This is a genomic window from Mechercharimyces sp. CAU 1602 (assembly GCF_024753565.1).
In the GTDB taxonomy this organism is placed as follows: Bacteria; Bacillota; Bacilli; order Thermoactinomycetales; family JANTPT01; genus Mechercharimyces.
This window is the reverse complement of sequence record NZ_JANTPT010000001.1, coordinates 1,164,963-1,180,493: the sequence shown is the minus strand read 5'-3', so window position 1 is coordinate 1,180,493 and position 15,531 is coordinate 1,164,963. Positions and strand designations below refer to the sequence as shown.

General features: G+C 47.2%; 20 protein-coding genes. All 20 read left to right on the top strand.

Annotation, left to right across the window (positions count from 1 at the left end):
* Nucleotides 1-204 precede the first annotated feature (204 nt).
* The 20 genes from NXZ84_RS06190 (at nucleotide 205) to NXZ84_RS06095 (ending at nucleotide 15,518) form a co-directional block, all read left to right on the top strand.
* Nucleotides 205-366 carry a hypothetical protein gene (locus NXZ84_RS06190; RefSeq protein ID WP_258839400.1) on the top strand — a complete coding sequence of 54 codons (162 nt, stop codon included), beginning with the start codon at nucleotides 205-207 and terminating at the stop codon, nucleotides 364-366.
* Between the two features lie 101 nt (nucleotides 367-467).
* Nucleotides 468-779, top strand: a complete 312-nt coding sequence (locus NXZ84_RS06185) for a hypothetical protein (RefSeq protein ID WP_258839399.1) — start codon at nucleotides 468-470, stop codon at nucleotides 777-779.
* Between the two features lie 20 nt (nucleotides 780-799).
* The gene (locus NXZ84_RS06180) at nucleotides 800-1,270 is read left to right on the top strand and encodes a hypothetical protein (RefSeq protein WP_258839398.1); all 471 of its coding nucleotides are present in this window, start codon (nucleotides 800-802) and stop codon (nucleotides 1,268-1,270) included.
* Nucleotides 1,271-1,360: 90 nt separating this feature from the next.
* Nucleotides 1,361-2,719: a site-specific DNA-methyltransferase gene (locus NXZ84_RS06175; protein ID WP_258839397.1), complete on the top strand. Its 1,359-nt coding sequence runs from the start codon at nucleotides 1,361-1,363 to the stop codon at nucleotides 2,717-2,719.
* Nucleotides 2,691-3,020: a hypothetical protein gene (locus tag NXZ84_RS06170; RefSeq protein ID WP_258839396.1), complete on the top strand. Its 330-nt coding sequence runs from the start codon at nucleotides 2,691-2,693 to the stop codon at nucleotides 3,018-3,020. The genes NXZ84_RS06175 and NXZ84_RS06170 overlap by 29 nt, the downstream gene beginning before the upstream one ends.
* A gap of 40 nt (nucleotides 3,021-3,060) precedes the next feature.
* Nucleotides 3,061-3,375 (top strand): HNH endonuclease, encoded by a 315-nt coding sequence (locus NXZ84_RS06165; RefSeq protein WP_309495636.1) that lies wholly within the window; start codon nucleotides 3,061-3,063, stop codon nucleotides 3,373-3,375.
* 101 nt (nucleotides 3,376-3,476) lie between these two features.
* Entirely contained in the window at nucleotides 3,477-3,839 is a 363-nt protein-coding gene (locus NXZ84_RS06160) for a P27 family phage terminase small subunit (protein WP_258839394.1), read from the top strand.
* Nucleotides 3,820-5,505, top strand: coding sequence for a terminase large subunit (locus NXZ84_RS06155; protein ID WP_258839393.1), 1,686 nt, complete (start codon nucleotides 3,820-3,822; stop codon nucleotides 5,503-5,505). The genes NXZ84_RS06160 and NXZ84_RS06155 overlap by 20 nt, the downstream gene beginning before the upstream one ends.
* Nucleotides 5,506-5,517: 12 nt before the next feature.
* Complete coding sequence (locus NXZ84_RS06150; RefSeq protein WP_258839391.1) at nucleotides 5,518-6,714, top strand: phage portal protein; 1,197 nt, start codon at nucleotides 5,518-5,520, stop codon at nucleotides 6,712-6,714.
* Between the two features lie 50 nt (nucleotides 6,715-6,764).
* Entirely contained in the window at nucleotides 6,765-7,469 is a 705-nt protein-coding gene (locus tag NXZ84_RS06145; protein WP_258839389.1) for a head maturation protease, ClpP-related, read from the top strand.
* Nucleotides 7,466-8,602 carry a phage major capsid protein gene (locus tag NXZ84_RS06140; protein WP_258839387.1) on the top strand — a complete coding sequence of 379 codons (1,137 nt, stop codon included), beginning with the start codon at nucleotides 7,466-7,468 and terminating at the stop codon, nucleotides 8,600-8,602. Before NXZ84_RS06145 ends, NXZ84_RS06140 begins: the two co-directional genes overlap by 4 nt.
* 13 nt (nucleotides 8,603-8,615) lie before the next feature.
* Nucleotides 8,616-8,870, top strand: a complete 255-nt coding sequence (locus tag NXZ84_RS06135; protein WP_258839385.1) for a head-tail connector protein — start codon at nucleotides 8,616-8,618, stop codon at nucleotides 8,868-8,870.
* A 17-nt stretch (nucleotides 8,871-8,887) separates the two neighbouring features.
* Nucleotides 8,888-9,139 carry a hypothetical protein gene (locus NXZ84_RS06130; protein ID WP_258839383.1) on the top strand — a complete coding sequence of 84 codons (252 nt, stop codon included), beginning with the start codon at nucleotides 8,888-8,890 and terminating at the stop codon, nucleotides 9,137-9,139.
* A complete protein-coding gene (locus tag NXZ84_RS06125) occupies nucleotides 9,126-9,455 on the top strand; it encodes a phage head closure protein (protein WP_258839381.1) in 330 nt (109 codons plus the stop codon). The genes NXZ84_RS06130 and NXZ84_RS06125 overlap by 14 nt, the downstream gene beginning before the upstream one ends.
* A gap of 1 nt (nucleotide 9,456) precedes the next feature.
* Nucleotides 9,457-9,831, top strand: a complete 375-nt coding sequence (locus NXZ84_RS06120; RefSeq protein WP_258840349.1) for an HK97-gp10 family putative phage morphogenesis protein — start codon at nucleotides 9,457-9,459, stop codon at nucleotides 9,829-9,831.
* Entirely contained in the window at nucleotides 9,828-10,196 is a 369-nt protein-coding gene (gp17, locus tag NXZ84_RS06115; RefSeq protein ID WP_258839380.1) for a tail completion protein gp17, read from the top strand. The genes NXZ84_RS06120 and gp17 overlap by 4 nt, the downstream gene beginning before the upstream one ends.
* Before the next feature lie 3 nt (nucleotides 10,197-10,199).
* Nucleotides 10,200-10,781, top strand: a complete 582-nt coding sequence (locus tag NXZ84_RS06110) for a major tail protein (RefSeq protein ID WP_258839379.1) — start codon at nucleotides 10,200-10,202, stop codon at nucleotides 10,779-10,781.
* A 45-nt stretch (nucleotides 10,782-10,826) separates the two neighbouring features.
* Nucleotides 10,827-11,189 (top strand): phage tail assembly chaperone G, encoded by a 363-nt coding sequence (gene gpG, locus NXZ84_RS06105; RefSeq protein ID WP_258839378.1) that lies wholly within the window; start codon nucleotides 10,827-10,829, stop codon nucleotides 11,187-11,189.
* 32 nt (nucleotides 11,190-11,221) lie between these two features.
* Nucleotides 11,222-11,374 carry a hypothetical protein gene (locus tag NXZ84_RS06100; protein WP_258839377.1) on the top strand — a complete coding sequence of 51 codons (153 nt, stop codon included), beginning with the start codon at nucleotides 11,222-11,224 and terminating at the stop codon, nucleotides 11,372-11,374.
* Between the two features lie 4 nt (nucleotides 11,375-11,378).
* Nucleotides 11,379-15,518 carry a phage tail tape measure protein gene (locus NXZ84_RS06095; RefSeq protein ID WP_258839376.1) on the top strand — a complete coding sequence of 1,380 codons (4,140 nt, stop codon included), beginning with the start codon at nucleotides 11,379-11,381 and terminating at the stop codon, nucleotides 15,516-15,518.
* Nucleotides 15,519-15,531 lie beyond the last annotated feature (13 nt).

The window sequence follows — 15,531 nt, the reverse complement described above, 5'->3', positions numbered from 1 at the left end:
TTTTTGCTCAAATCACTTAATTTAGATATAATAGAGGTAGATTATAGAGTAGGTGGTGCATTCTGTGATTGTACGATCCTATAATGAACAGTGGGGCGGGTATCCACTAGAGCCTGTTGATACGGGTCTTGTTGAGAGCAAACGTATTGATACAGAGGGCGTGTGATTAATTTACATATGGAGGCGGTAATATGATTCGATTAATTGAAGATCCACAAGGTTCATCACCAGTTAGAGTCCAAGAAGAGTTCGATGGTAGTCCGCTTAAAATCAGTGAAGAGCCAGGCTGGAATCCGCTTAGATATACTGATCCGGTTGGTGGATCTCCAGTTAGATCTTATGAAGATGATGATGGAAGCCCGTTGAGATGTCAAGAGGAACCTAGCGGCTCACCAATACAATAACGAAACAGCGAAGCACTCTCATGGCGAGGGTGTTTTTGTTTTGCCATGAAAAGGAGAGATTTGATGGAATCCACGGAAGCGATCAAAAAGAAAATCGCACGGTTACTTGCGGACAAAGGTGTGCCTCCGTTTTTCCTAGCGGACAACATCTCATTGGCTAACTATGATGAGATCAATTTGTACAAGCGAGACGGTATGATCATTGTGGATATGTACTGTAGAGACTTGGATACAGATGTGCCGATGATGTTTCGGTACAAGTACGACATGAACGAAGTGTTGATACGGACGGAGATGACAATCGGCGGGCGAGAATCTTTGATATGGGACAAGAGGGAAGAGATCGAGGGGCTTTGGGCGCAGTGTCAGGGATAAAACGAAAGGAGGAATGAACAATGGACTTTTATATTTCATTGCTGATGTTTATGGGCATCGGTGTGTTGACTGTGATTTCGTTCAATGAGGTGAAAGGTGAAGTGAAGATTCTTAAAAACAGTGTATCGGACGTGCGCTATAGCTTGGATGAGATCAAACCACTTTTGAGGATCAGCAAGGATGGACAATGGGTATTGCTCACTGATGTGGAAGAGGTCGCTCTCTATCAGGAAAGAGGATGGGTTATCCATGATGTGAAGACGTTGCCTTCTAGAAGGTGCTACTACATTTTGAAAGCGAAAGGGAAGTCAGGAACTGCGGACGATAGGATGATCAATATCACCGGAGTAGAGCGACTGAAAGAGTACTTGGAAAATGGGTGGAATGTACAGGCGATATACCCCAAGCCAGATATTAGCGGAAATTTCCGATATACATTGCAGAAAGAAGGACGTGTGCAAGATGCCACAAATACAACCGAGTCCTTGTAACTATCCTGACGGTTAGGGAATTAGTTGGGGCTGTACTGTGGGAAACATGAACCGAAGGAGTTAGGATATAAATATTATAGGAGTGACAGCATGCAGATAGAGAGAATCGCTGTTGAACATATCAAAGAATCGACATACAACCCTCGTCAAATGAGTGATAAGGAATTAGAAAGACTTCAAATGTCTATACATGAGTTTGGCTTTGTAGAGCCACTGGTTTGGAACCGAACCACAGGGAATTTGGTCGGTGGTCACCAACGATTAAAAGTGTTGAAGGAACAGGGAATCGCGGAAGTTGAATGCTCGGTTGTTGAATTAGAGGAGACGAAAGAAAAGGCATTGAATCTTGCCTTGAATAAAATTAGTGGGGAATGGGACTTAGAAAAGTTAGTAGGTGTTTTGAGCGAGATTCAATTGTCTGGGATGGATATTCACGTAACCGGTTTCGATTCATCTGATATTAACGAAGTGATCAGTCAAGTGCTTGATTCAAGAGAGCCACAGGAAGATCACTTTGATGTGAATCAAGCTGCGAGTGAAATCGAGGATCCGACCACACGCTTAGGAGATTTATGGTTGCTAGGGAGGCATCGGCTTTTATGTGGAGATGCAACGAATAAAGGAGATGTTGAACGCCTTATGGATGGTCAGTTGGCAGATATGGTGTTCACTGATCCACCCTACAACGTGAATTACACGGGAAGCACCGAGAGGAAGCTCACGATTCAAAATGATCATATGGACAGCGAGAGCTTTTATCAGTTTCTTCATGACTCATTTGCGAATATGCAAGCCGTCACCCGAGTAGGTGGCGGCATTTATATTTGTCACGCTGATTCGGAAGGCATCAACTTTCGTTCCGCAATGATCAACACAGGATGGGAGTTGAAGCAGTGCCTGATCTGGGTAAAGAACGCGTTTGTGTTAGGGCGGCAAGATTATCAGTGGAAGCATGAACCGATTCTCTATGGATGGAAAAACGGAGGGGCGCATCAATGGTTTGGGGGGCGGAAGCAATCCACCGTGATTGAGGAGACAATTCCTTTGACCATTCAAACGGATGATGGATATTCTCTTCTTACATTCTCAAGCAATGATCAATCGGTTGTCGTCAAGGTTCCATCGTATGAAGTGGTCTATGCTGGAATAGAAGAGAATACAACGATCTGGCGATGTGAAAAGCCACAGAGAAATGCAGACCATCCAACGATGAAACCCATTGCGATTCCTGCAAAAGCGATTCAGAATTCGTGTCCACAAGAAGGCGTGGTACTGGATCCATTTCTCGGCTCAGGATCTACCCTGATTGCGGCAGAAGAAACGGGACGCTTTTGCTATGGGTTGGAATTGGATCCTGTCTATTGCGATGTGATCGTGCGTCGATGGGAGGAGAAGACAGGGGAAAAGGCGGTGAGAGCAGATGGCGCGACCCACCAAATTAACTCCTGATGTTCAACAAAAGATTTTGGATGCGATACGACTGGGAAACTATCTTGAGACAGCAGCCGCCTATGCAGGTATAAGCAAATCTACCTTATACGATTGGTTACGCCGTGGTGAACGAGAGAAGTCAGGAAGGTATAAAGAGTTTTCGGACGCAGTAGAAAAGCATTTGGCAGAAGTAGAAGTTAGAGACCTTGCCGTCATTACAAGGGCAGCTCAAGAAAATTGGCGGGCGGCTGCTTGGAGGTTAGAGAGGAAGTTTCCGGATCGTTGGGGTTATCGGAAAGGAAGTATAGAAGAGCCATAAGATTTGAATCGGTTGTCACTGATCCAACTAGGAAGAAGGTGTGTTCAGTGTGAGAAAGAAACCAGAGCCCTTCTACAGGAGTAGAGCATGGAAGAAAGCACGAGAGTTTGTACTAGCGAGGGATCATTACTTGTGTCAACGATGCTGGAGGAATGGGAAGCTCACACCAGCAGAAGTCGTGCATCATGTTCACCCTTTGAAGGAGAGACCAGAGAGGGCGTTGGATGCGGACAACTTAGTGAGTGTGTGTGCCACGTGCCATAACAAGCTCCATCCAGAGAAGGGAAAGAGGGACAAGCGGAGGTTGTATAAAGCAAGAGTGATACGGTCGGTAGCGAATGAGGAGATGGTGTGATCCCCCCTCCCTAAAAAGCGGATGGGATAGGGGCTGGAGACCGGCAGAGGCGCGTCGTTTTCACCGCAGATCATTTTCTTATGTGAGGGGGGGTATAGGATGTGACAGGGTTCAAACCGAGTAAAAACATTACAATCAAAGCGGCGAAAAATCTGTTTCATATCGTTGCGGGTGAACTTGAAAAAGAGAAGATGTTAAACGAGCGAACGATCCTCATTGTGGAGAACATGGCGCTCCTTGAACAGGTCAAAGAACGACTCCTCAAAGACATCAAAGACCGCGGTGTGGTGGAGCATTTCGTCAATGGAACACAGGAAATGTGGCGGGAAAACAAGTCCGTGGACAAGGTTTTAAAGGTCGTTGAGGGGCAACGCAAACTACTGAATGAGCTCTGTTTGACTCCATCATCCGCTAAGAAAATTGATGTTGAAATCGACGATGGTGATGACTTTGACGACTACTAAATGTTGGACGACCTCCTATGCAGAAGAGGTGATTCAGGGCAACATCATTGCCTCAGAAAAGGTGAAATTAGCGTGTGAAAGGCATCAAAACGATCTAAAAAAGCAAGAAAATGACGATTTTCCGTACCGATTTGATGAAGAAAAAGCGCTTCGACCCATCGGTTTCATTGAAAAGTATTGCCGACCCTCACAAGGGGAGTACAAACGAATTGAGCTCCAACCCTGGCAGCATTTTGTGATTGGATCGCTCTATGGATGGGTTCATAAAGAGACAGGGTATCGTAGGTTCCGTGAGGGGCTTATTTTTATTGGACGGAAAAACGGGAAAACCACGCTGGTGTCGGGCTTATCGCTCTATGCTTGTGCCAAAGACGGTGAAAATGGGGCAAGAGTGTACCAATTGGCGAACTCCAAGGAGCAGGCAAGGGAGATGTTTGAAGAGTGCAAGGCAATGGTGGAGAAGTCTCCGATCTTAGATAAACACTTTCACTCACGGCTGCATGAGATTCGATACAAAAAGACGATCTCTAAGATTCAGCCGCTCGCAAGCGATAGTAAGAAGTTGGATGGGAAGAACTGTAGTTTCGGTGCTTTCGATGAAATCCACGAGTACAAGGACTATAAGCTCATCAACGTCATTAAGAACTCCACGGGGGCAAGGAAACAGCCACTCATTGTGTATATTTCGACTGCAGGAAGTCAGTTAGATGGACCCTTGATGGATTACTACGAAAAAGCAGAGGATGTGCTCCAAGGGGTCATTGAGGCGGAGCGCACGTTTTACTATATGGCGGAGCTGGATGAAGGAGATGACATCGAAGATACAAGTACTTGGATCAAAGCGAATCCGAACATGGGTGTAACGATCGATCCGACGGAAATGATCCAGGAATGGCATGAGCGAAAGCACATCCCAGGGGAGCGCAACGACTTTATTAACAAGCGTCTCAACATCTTCACCAAATCCGATGAGCAATCGTTTGTGGATTTTGAGATCATCAAGCGCAACAAAGACGTGATGGATCTATCTGAGCTAGAAGGCAGGGCATGTGTGGCAGGCTTCGATTTATCGGACTCAGAGGACTTCACCTCCGTGTGCTTAGAATTTCCACTGGATGATGGGCGCGTCTTTGTACTCTCGCATTCTTTTATTCCTGAGAAGAAAGTGATGCTAGATAACGAGAAGATTCCCTATCGGGAGTATGTCAGAGAAGGACACTTGACGGTGTGCCCAGGAGAATATGTGGACTATTCCTATTTATACGACTGGATAATGGAACAGTCGAAACGGTATGCCATCGAGTTAATCACATATGATCCCGCGAATGCGTTTCGGTTAGTCAAGGAACTAGAGGGGTATGGGTTTTTGACAGAGTCTGTTCGTCAAGGGCATAAGACATTAAATCCAGCGATGAAAGATATTAAAAACCTTCTTTTGGATGGGAAAGTTGTATATAACAACAATCGCTTATTTCGCTGGTATTTGAACAATGTCCGCTTGGTGAAAGATCGAAATAATAACTGGATGCCGACGAAGCAAGGGAAGTACAGAAAGATTGATGGGTTTGCTGCCTGGTTAAACGCCCATACAGAAGTGATGAAGCGCATGGTGGAATCATCAGGAGGAGAGTTGGAGTTTGTTTCGATTGATGACATCCTCAGATAAGGAGGTGAGAGAGTGTGGCAACGAATGAAAGGATGGATTCGCTCACGATGGGGCGATGTGAGAAGCAGTGTCTATGGAGGTTTTGATCGCTGGTTTGTGCCGTATAACATTTTTGAAGGCACAGCTAGTAGTACGCTAGCAAGTAACGAGACGGTGTTTTCGGCGATTTCCAAGCTATCTAACTCCATGGCAACGTTACCACTTAAACTGTACAATGGGCGATTTGAGCAGGTGAACAATCGTGTAGCCGACTTGATAGGAAATGCCCCGAACAGTAATATGACGAGTTTTGACTTCATCCGTACTTTAGAAGTGCACCGTAATGAATACGGCAATGCCTATGCGCTGAAGATGAGCGACAACCGACTACAGGTAGATTCGCTTCACATCCTCGATCCGAAGAGGGTACGACCAGTGGTGGAAGCAAATACCAGAGAACTGTGGTACGAAGTCGATGGGGACAAGGGGCGCTACTACGTTCATAACTTGGATATGATTCATGTGAAGCATATTAGCTCACAGGGGCATGTAGGTATTAGTCCGATTGAGGTTCTGAAGGGAACGGTCGACTTTGATAAAGGTGTTCGGCAGTTTAGTCTGGATCAAATGCAAGGGTCGATTAAGGCATCCTTCATTTTAAAGACTAAAACACATCTGTCAAAGGAAAAGAAAAGAGAGAAGTTAGCGCACTTTAAATCGTTTTACCAAGAAAACGGCGGGGTTATCATCCAAGATTCAGGTGATGAAATCGAACCCATTGAACGTAACTTTATGGACACCAAGGTGTTTGAGGTGGAGCGTATCACTCGTTCCCGAGTGGCAAGTGTCTTTAACATCCCGCTTCACATGTTAGGCGAGACGCAAGGCGAGAGTTACAAAAGTATGGAGCAGATGGCGTTGGAATATGTGCAAGGGACTCTTTTGCCGATTGTGCGGATGTATGAACAAGAATTCAATCGAAAGCTACTTAGCGAAGTGGAGCGGCGGAAAGGATTAGGGTTTAAGTTCAATGTTGGCGGGCTTCTTCGTGGCGATGTGAAGACCCGAGGAGAATTTTACTTCAAGATGATTCGATCTGGTGGTTTTACACCCAACGAAGTGCGAGCATATGAAGAACTCCCACCAAAAGAGGGTGGAGAAAAGCTGTATGTTAGCCGAGATTTGGTTCCTATTGACCAGCTACGAGGGGGTGATGGAAGAACGGGGTGAAACAGAGAAGGGAGGGAGTTAGGCTGAAGAAATTCTGGGAAGTTAAAGCTTTGTCGGATAAGATCGGTGAGTTGTATCTCTATGGTGAAATTGTTTCATTGGGGTGGGACGATTCGGACATAACAGCCAAGAGCTTCAAAGATGATCTGGATGTGTTAGGAGAGATTGAAGAGCTCAATCTATACATTAACTCTCCTGGTGGTTCCGTGTTTGAAGGAGTGGCAATCTACAACATCATCAAGCGACATAAGGCAAGGGTTAGCGTTCATATCGACGGTTTGGCTGCAAGTATCGCAAGTGTAATCGCAATGGCAGGCGATGCTATTTTTATGCCTGAAAATAGCATGATGATGGTTCACAACCCATGGACGGTGACGTGGGGCAATGCGAATGAGATTCGTAAAGTGGCAGATGATCTGGATCGCATGCGGGAGAGTATCATGCAATCGTATCTGGCGAAGACAGGCGAGAAGCTAGTTAAGGAGCAGTTAACCGCACTATTGGACGAAGAGACTTGGCTGACTGCACAGGAGTGCAGGGAATATGGGTTGTGTGATGTGGTCGGTGAGGCAAAGAAAATGGTCGCCTGTGTGAGTGATGCGGTCATGAAGCGGTATAAGAATACCCCGAAACAGCTGGCTAGTGAGCAAAAACCGATAAATGAAAAAAAGGAAGTAGATTTACGTCAGCAGTTGGTGAGGGAAGCAGAAGCCAATAAGAAGCGAATTCAATATTATCTGGAGGGATTAGCATGAGTGAATTGTATCAGTTGAAAATGAGCTTAAAGACGGTCGGGGACGAGTTGTCCGGGACGGAGAGCAAAATTGCGAAAAAAGCGGGTGACCCTAGTGCTTCAATTAAAGAGATTCAGGAGCTGAAATCGCATAAGGTGGAGCTTCAAGAGCGATTTGACGTGCTAAAAGATCGGCATGACCACTTGGAAAAGGAGCAAAAGTCCTTGTTCCAGCAGAATAAGAGCACATTAGAGGGGGTGAGCGACCCGAAAGAGAAAGTCGTGAAGGCGAAGGCAGAGTTAATCCGCAGCACGATTCGGGAACGCCCCATTTCTACCGATGTGAAGGCTGTTCTGGGGGATCGCAACTCGACGGGTGGAGAAAAGATTCTTCCCACTACGATGACGAACGAGCTTTTGCATGAACCGTTTGTGAAAAATCCACTTCGAGGCATTTCGACGTACACGGGCATCACGAATCTGGAAATCCCGAAGATTACCTTTACGTTAAGTGATGATGCATTCATTGCTGATACGGCAGCGGCAAAGGAGATTGCAGCCGACGGCGATGTGGTCACCTTCGGGCGGAACAAATTCAAGGTGTTTGTTCCTATTTCGGAAACGGTTTTGCTGGCGACGGACACTAATCTGGTGCAGACGGTAGACCAAGCCCTTCAGAGCGGGGTGGCGGCGAAAGAAAAGAAAGTGGCATTTAATATGGCTCCTGCTGATCCATACAAGTCCCTTTCTTTTTACGGTGTGGGCATTAGTGAAGTGGAAGAGAAAGATCTATACTTGGCGATTCGCTCAGCGATTGCGGATTTACATGAGGATTATCGGGACAATGCGACGGTCGTTATGCGCTACGCGGATTATCTGGCGATAATCGAGAAGCTAGCCAACAACAGTGTGGTGTTGTACAACGCTCAGCCTGAGCAGATTCTAGGTAAGCCGGTGGTGTTCTGTGACTCGGCAACCAATCCAATTGTAGGCGACTACCGCTACTCGCACTTCAACTATGACCCTGAGATTATCTATGACCGTCAAAAAGATGTGAAAACAGGCATCGAAAACTTCGTCCTGACCGCTTGGTTTGATCATAAGATCAAGCTGAAAAGCGCATTCCGCATCGCTAAAGTTACGCCTGAAGCATAAATGAGGGGAAACCATGAAGCCGAGTTCAGAAGAAGTGAAACAGTACCTGCGTATAGACGGGGGCGAGGATGATGTCATCCTCGCTCTTTTGATTGATGGAGCCGTCGAGTATCTGCGTAATGCCGGTATAGAAGAGATAGATTCCAAGCTGTACATGCTCGCTGTGATGCTCTATGTCGCTCTCAACTATGAACATCGAGATGGAGCGGATAAGGTAGAGAGATTCAGCTATGCACTAGAGTCTATCATTGGGCAGTTGAGAGTGTGATGAGGAGGGGAGCCAATATGGAAGCAAAGGTGAAGCGCAGGTTTATCGACAGGGTGACAAGAAAGCCTTGTGCGGTTGGGGAAATCATCGAGCGAGATAAAAAACGAATCGAGGAGTTGATACAGGGTGGCTTTGTCGATCCAGTCGCATCGAGTGAGTTTGAACCTACAGAGCCAGCACAAGTCAACGAGGCTGAAAAGAAACAGGCAGAAGAGAAGTCAGCACCTAAAAAGGCGGGTAAAAAGAGGTTAAACAGTGAGAATCAGTGATCTAAGCGACCGCATCACCCTCCAGAGGAAGCAAACAACGAGAGATGAACGCGGGAACACTCGAACCGAATGGGTAGAGGTCACCACCATCTGGGCGTCAGTGCAATGGGTGAAAGGAAGGGAGTACTTTGAAGCGGCGGCTATCCAAGCAGAAAGAACCGCACGGGTGACGATCCGTCATCGTGACAATACAACGACCGACCTCCGTATCAAATACAAAGATCACCTTTTGGATATCCAGTCGGTCATTGACGATGTAAAGGGGAGGCGTAGGTTCATGGAGCTGATGTGTAAGGAGGTGGACATCAGTGTCTGAAATGACGTTTCGAGGCATGCAAGAGATGCTAGACAAGCTAGAGTCGATAGGGCAACATGCACAGCGGGTGGAAAATCGAGCACTACGAGCGGGTGGGGATGTTCTTAAAGAGACGATGTCCCGCAATGCACCTGGACCATCGGCGCGTCATACCAAACATTTGAAAGATAATATTGAGTGCTCCAATGTGAAGGTGAAAAAGGGAATGAAGTTGGTGGAGGTCGGACCCGCGAAGGAGTTCTTCTACGGTTTCTTTCTTGAAACTGGCACATCCAAGATGCCGCCTCACCCCTTTGTGGGTGTGAGCTGTGATGAGGCAGCGGGCGAAGTGTTAGATGTGATGGCAAATGAGATCCGGCAGGGGATCGGCTTATGATGGATGTGCAGGCAATCGTATATGGCGCATTACGTAACAATGATGCCCTTCTAACTTTGCTAGGCGGTGACCGGATCGAGTATCTGAAGAGTGAGCAGAATGACTTCCCTTACATCACTTACTTTTTCATGAACCAGACGGAAGGGGATTACCTGGATGATGAGGCAGTGTCAGAAGAAGTGTCGATGCAGGTGTCGATCTGGGTGAAGAACAAAGGCGATGAACAACCGATCGCTGTTGAAGTGGATAGGACGATGAAGGTACTGGGACTCAAACGAACATTAGCGATGGATCTTTTTGAGGATGATACGCAGGTGATTCACAAGCTGTTGCGATACAAAGGTATATTTCTAAAGGGGGAATAGGGCATGGCGACGCAAACGCAATCGGGTCAAGTGGGGCTAAAGGATCTCTATGTAGCGATTCTTACAAAAGATGATGGAACAGGGGTGGAGTATGAAGCGCCTTTTAAGTTAGCTCCAGCCGTAAATGCTAAGGTTAGTCCGAAAGTGGAAAGCGCAGTGGACTATGGGGATGATGGCGCAGTCGAAACAGCGACCGCGCTAGGTGAGATTGATGTGGAGTTAGAAGTGAACTCCCTTACGATTGGGTCATATGAGAAGTTGATGGGTCACACCTACATGAATGGTATGCTCGTTAAAAATGCGGATGACATCTCTCCCTATGTTGCGCTAGGGTTTCGATCAGCCAAGGGCGATGGGTCAGAGGTCTTTGTATGGTTGTATAAAGGCAGGTTCCAGGCAGCGGAGCAAGAGTACAAGACCAAAGAAGGGAATATTCAGTTCCAACATCCCAAATTGAAAGGGACATTTGTGAACCGCTCATACGATAACAACTGGATGATTTCTGGGGATTCTTCCGACACCGAGTTTGGGCTAAAAGATATGTGGTTCACAGAGGTTATTGAAAAAGATACGGTAGCGGCTTAGGGAGGCAATGCCTCCCTTTTTACATATCTGAAGGAGGAATGAACGATGTTGAAGATTGAGCTTCAATTCGATGGTGAGAAAAAGATGTACATGGCAGATTTCATTAGCGGGCGGATGTTTCGCCGTGCACTGGATTTGGTGGATAAGCAACAGAAATTCTTGAAAAAAATGAGTGAGCTTGAGGAGACAGAGGAGATTCAGGAAGAGCAACAGGAGCTACTAGATGAGTTGTTTCTCGTGATATCGGAAGTGTTCACCAAGCAATTTACCCCGCAGGAATATGAGGCTGGAACCGATGCAAGACATCTGACAAATCAGTCCTGGGCAATCGTTTATGGCATTGTGAATCAGGTGTTTAGTCCATTGTCCGAGGACGGAAATGGAGATAAAAAAAAGAAGTCCGTTTGAGGGATGCCGTCAAAGACATGTACCTGCATCTGATGGAGGCAGGGTATAAGCTTCATGAGATTGATCAGATGGACATCGCATACTTTATTGAGCTTCGAGCACATAAGCGCAAGGAAGAGGCGGGGGAAAAAGAGCTGTTCATCGAGGAGACGGGGCTCTTACATTTCGGGTTGAAAGCGAGGTGAGGATATGAGTCAATCTTTTGGTGGAATCCATGGTGAGGTGTCGCTGGACTATCGGAAGTTTCAGCAGGGCGTAACCGCTGTGAATCGAAACATGCGGGTGCTCAAATCGGAGTTTGATGCAGGGTCAGCGAAGGCGAAGGCATTTGGAGGGGCACAGCAACAGCTCAAATTTAAGTCAAAGTCGCTGGGGAAACAAATTGCGCTCCAACGACAGAAAGTGGACATGCTGACACGTGCGCATGAGAAGTACGTGCGGGAAGTGGGGCGGGACGCAAAGCAGACGCAACAGCTGGAAGTTCAGCTGAACAAGTCACGAGCTTCTCTTTCTCGTATGGAAGGCAGTTTAAAGAAAGTCAACAGTGACCTTGCACAGCACACATCGAAGATCTCCAAGCTCGGCAAGGGTTGGGCAAAAGCGAAAGGGTACTCTTTGGAAGCGGGAGCGGCGATGACAGCGATGTCTGCGGGAATTGCGGTTGCACTTGGATCGGCAGTAAAAAAAGCGGCGGATTTTGAATCGCAACTCTCAGGCATTAAGGCGGTCACAGGCGCAAGCGCAGGAGAGATGGAGAAGTTTCGGCAACTGGCACTTGACATGGGGGCGGAAACGAAGTACAGCGCAAGCGAAGCGGCACGAGCGATTGAAGAGATGGCGAAGGCGGGCATCTCAGCAGAGAAGATTATGGGTGGAGGATTAGCGGGTGCGCTGGATTTAGCGGCAGCGGGGGAACTGGAATTAGCAGAGGCGGCGGAGATAGCGGCAACTGCACTCAATGCGTTTAAGAGCGACCAGTTGTCCGTGTCGAAGGCGGCGGATATTCTTGCTGGAGCGGCGAATGCGTCTGCTACCAGTGTCTCTGAAATGAATCAAGGGTTGAGTCAAGTGGCGGCAGTTGCATCTGGAGCGGGTTTATCCTTTGAGGATACTTCAACTGCACTGGCAACCTTCGCTCAGAACGGACTAAAAGGAAGCGATGCGGGAACCTCGCTTAAAACGATGCTCTTGAACCTCACCCCTAGCTCTAAAGAAGCGAAGGAACAGATGAAAGAGTTAGGGATCGTTACCCGAGAGGGAAAGAACATCTTCTATGATACCAACGGTGAGATCAAGAGCTTTGCGGATATTTCTGAAGTCCTGAGCGAACATCTGTCGGATCTGTCCAAAGAACAACGGAATGCCGCACTTAAAACGATGTTTGGTACGGATGCAATTCGGGCGGCGAATATTGCCTTCAAAGAGGGATCTAAAGGCATCGAGAAGATGAACAAGGAAATGGGAAAGACCACGGCGGCAGAAGTGGCAGCCGAACGGATGAATAATCTAAACGGTACGCTGGAAGAGCTGAAGAGTGCATTTGAGACCGCACAGATTGAGATCGGAACCGCCTTCCTACCTGTGTTAAAGGGATTAGCGGAGGGGCTTAAGGGAGTCGTCGAATGGTTCTCTGATTTGAACCCTCAAACGAAGGAGTCTATAGCGATTTTCGCGGCGGTAACAGCTGGCTTTTTAGCGGTTGGTGCTGCCATAGCAGGGATCATCGCAGTAGCCAATCCGTTGACGGCGGCACTAGCTGGAGCGGCGGTGTTGTTGGGCGGGATGGTTGCGGTTAATCGTGAAGCGTCTAAAGAGTTGGATAAAACGAGAGAGTCTGCTAGGCGTTTTGGAGAAGGGGTGTCTGAGGAAACGATGAAAGCGGCGAGAGGGTATGTCGATTTACGAGATGCGGCTTTGGTGAATTTAAATAAACTGCGGATATCCTCGAGAGAGCAGGCAACAAAAATTGTGGATGAAACGGTCAAGATCTTCGCTAAAATGGGCGATAAAATCGTGAAAGCACTGGAAGAAGATAAAATTGCCATCCAAACGATGGTAGCCAATCTTCTTGGAGAAGTCCCAGATACACTTAAACCAACCGTCGATTTCATTGGTGATTCTGTGACAAAGAGTGTAGACCAAATGATTAGGAATGTGGAGGAAGCGAGTGAGATTATCCGAAGAGGTTTACTCGAGTATGGCGGGGACATGACCAAGATGCCTGCAGAGCTTGCAAAGGCATACCAAACCGCCTTGCTTACCATGGATGAGAGTGGTCGGGCATTCGCTAAAAAAGTAGAAGATATCTATGGACTGATGGGGAAGATCCAATCGGAACAGGGAAAGATTACCGCCGATGGTGCGAAAAAATGGTCGGGTGAAATTGAAAAAGCGTATCAGGATGCCGTAGATGCAGCAACCGATTGGGCGACAGAGATGAAGAAAAAATTAGATACAAATAGCGAACTGACCAAAGCGGAGTATGATGCTAGTTTAGAAATCATTAAACAGGTGGAGAAGGACAAAAAACAAGTTGCCCTCCAAGCAAAGGCAGATTCGTTGGAAGTGCTAGGGGAAAGTCTTTCCGAAGAGGCTCAGATGTACGATTTGCACGGACAAGAAATGGCAGAAAAGAACAAAAGGAACTATTTAGGGTATGAGGAAACGGAAGCACAATTACGTGAGAGAACGAAAAAATCTAACGAAGAGTATATACAATCAGTGAAAGAGCAAGCGGACAAAGCAGCCAAGGAAGTGGAAGAAGGATGGAGTGCACTGGAAGCAAAGTACGGGCAATTGGGAAGAGAGTCGATGGAGGCATTGACAAAAAGTTTGCAAGAAGGGGGAGTGAAAGCACGGCTAGTAGCGGAGTCACTGGGTGTTCAAACAAAGGAAGGGATGAGAATCGACCTAGGTTCCGAAGGTGAAATCAGCATCAACTCCTTCTTGGAGGGTCTGGAATCGGGTGAATATGACTCAAGGGACATTGCCGTTGCCCATATGAGTCAGTTGAGGACGATTTACGGCGAAGGAGATTTTACTGAAGAAGGAATTCGTGCGATTGAAAGCTTTACCGAGGGACTAAAAGGTAAGGACATCACAGCAATTGCGAAAGAGGTCGGACTTGATCTGGAATCGGAAATGGAAATAAACCTAGGACCTTATGGAAAAGTGACTGCTGAAAGTTTTGCCCTGGGTCTAATAAATGGAAAGTATAGTTTTGATGCGGTATATGCTTACTTCAGGAATCAGCTTCAACTGGGGATGACTTTTGATCTGTCGAAAGAGGGTAGGCAGAATATCGAGACCCTACGGCTAGGGATGCAGTCCAAAGCGATTGATGTACAAGAAGCATCTCGTTTGATGGGGCTTGACATCGAAAGTGGCGTTAAAGTTGACCTTGGCACAAAAGGCAAGCACTCTGTGCAGACGCTCCTACAGGGGTTGCAGAGTGGGAAAATCGACATCAAGACGTTTATGGACGGCGTGGGACATTTACTCGAAAAAGGAGCGGTCGTAGACCTTACTGGACAGGGGAAGCGCACGGGCGACTCGATGACCGATGGATTATCGAGAAGTAAGAATCGCTTGTTAGAGGAGGCTGGTGAGTTAAGCAACTCTGTTTCTAAAAGGTTAAGTAGTACAACGGATGGTGGCGGAGGGAAAAAAACAGGAGCCAACATGGCTTTGGGTATTCGCAGTCGCAATCCGATGGTTCGAAAAGAAGCATACGGCATTTCCCAAACAGTGTCTTCTACAATGGGGAAGACAACCGACGGTGGTGGAGGTAGTAATGCAAGCGGTCAGTTCAATAAAGGCATCTTGCGAGGAAGAGTCGGAGCTGGTAATGCGGCATCATCTGTTTCTCAGGCAGCGAGGAGAAATCTTAAGGTGAGCGGAGCGCATGGATTAGGCACCGATGTTGCCAGTGGATTTGCGGGCGGAATTCGAAGTGGAAAGTATGGTGTTATTAGGGCGGCAGCGAGCTTGGCGACAGCGGCATGGAGTGCGATTAGGTCAAACATGGCGATTCGATCTCCCTCACGGAAAACGATGGAGCTGGGGATGTTTACTGCCCAGGGGTACGAGGAAGGGATGAAACAAAGGATTTCTGAAGTGGCAAGAATGGGACATTTACTGGCGGAAGCTTCGGTTCCAAGCGGCATCCCTGGACGAGTTGGGGGGCTACAGTCGACACCACTTTCAAGTACCGGTAGCACAACAAACATCACTCGTAATTACTATATTCACATCGAAGCAGGGGCTAACCATTCAATGGGGGATAAAGTAGTAGAAGCGATTAAGCGTTACGAGTCACTTCATGGTTGAGGAGGGGATAAGT

Excerpts from the sequence above, each read along its gene's own strand:
- NXZ84_RS06180 (WP_258839398.1), top strand. The coding sequence starts at position 800 with ATGGACTTTTATATTTCATTGCTGATGTTTATGGGCATCGGTGTGTTG.
- NXZ84_RS06130 (WP_258839383.1), top strand. The coding sequence starts at position 8,888 with ATGGAAGCAAAGGTGAAGCGCAGGTTTATCGACAGGGTGACAAGAAAG.
- NXZ84_RS06170 (WP_258839396.1), top strand. The coding sequence starts at position 2,691 with ATGGCGCGACCCACCAAATTAACTCCTGATGTTCAACAAAAGATTTTG.
- NXZ84_RS06185 (WP_258839399.1), top strand. The coding sequence starts at position 468 with ATGGAATCCACGGAAGCGATCAAAAAGAAAATCGCACGGTTACTTGCG.
- gpG (WP_258839378.1), top strand. The coding sequence starts at position 10,827 with ATGTTGAAGATTGAGCTTCAATTCGATGGTGAGAAAAAGATGTACATG.
- NXZ84_RS06120 (WP_258840349.1), top strand. The coding sequence starts at position 9,457 with ATGACGTTTCGAGGCATGCAAGAGATGCTAGACAAGCTAGAGTCGATA.
- NXZ84_RS06140 (WP_258839387.1), top strand. The coding sequence starts at position 7,466 with ATGAGTGAATTGTATCAGTTGAAAATGAGCTTAAAGACGGTCGGGGAC.
- gp17 (WP_258839380.1), top strand. The coding sequence starts at position 9,828 with ATGATGGATGTGCAGGCAATCGTATATGGCGCATTACGTAACAATGAT.
- NXZ84_RS06155 (WP_258839393.1), top strand. The coding sequence starts at position 3,820 with ATGACTTTGACGACTACTAAATGTTGGACGACCTCCTATGCAGAAGAG.
- NXZ84_RS06175 (WP_258839397.1), top strand. The coding sequence starts at position 1,361 with ATGCAGATAGAGAGAATCGCTGTTGAACATATCAAAGAATCGACATAC.
- NXZ84_RS06135 (WP_258839385.1), top strand. The coding sequence starts at position 8,616 with ATGAAGCCGAGTTCAGAAGAAGTGAAACAGTACCTGCGTATAGACGGG.
- NXZ84_RS06100 (WP_258839377.1), top strand. The coding sequence starts at position 11,222 with ATGGAGGCAGGGTATAAGCTTCATGAGATTGATCAGATGGACATCGCA.
- NXZ84_RS06110 (WP_258839379.1), top strand. The coding sequence starts at position 10,200 with ATGGCGACGCAAACGCAATCGGGTCAAGTGGGGCTAAAGGATCTCTAT.
- NXZ84_RS06095 (WP_258839376.1), top strand. The coding sequence starts at position 11,379 with ATGAGTCAATCTTTTGGTGGAATCCATGGTGAGGTGTCGCTGGACTAT.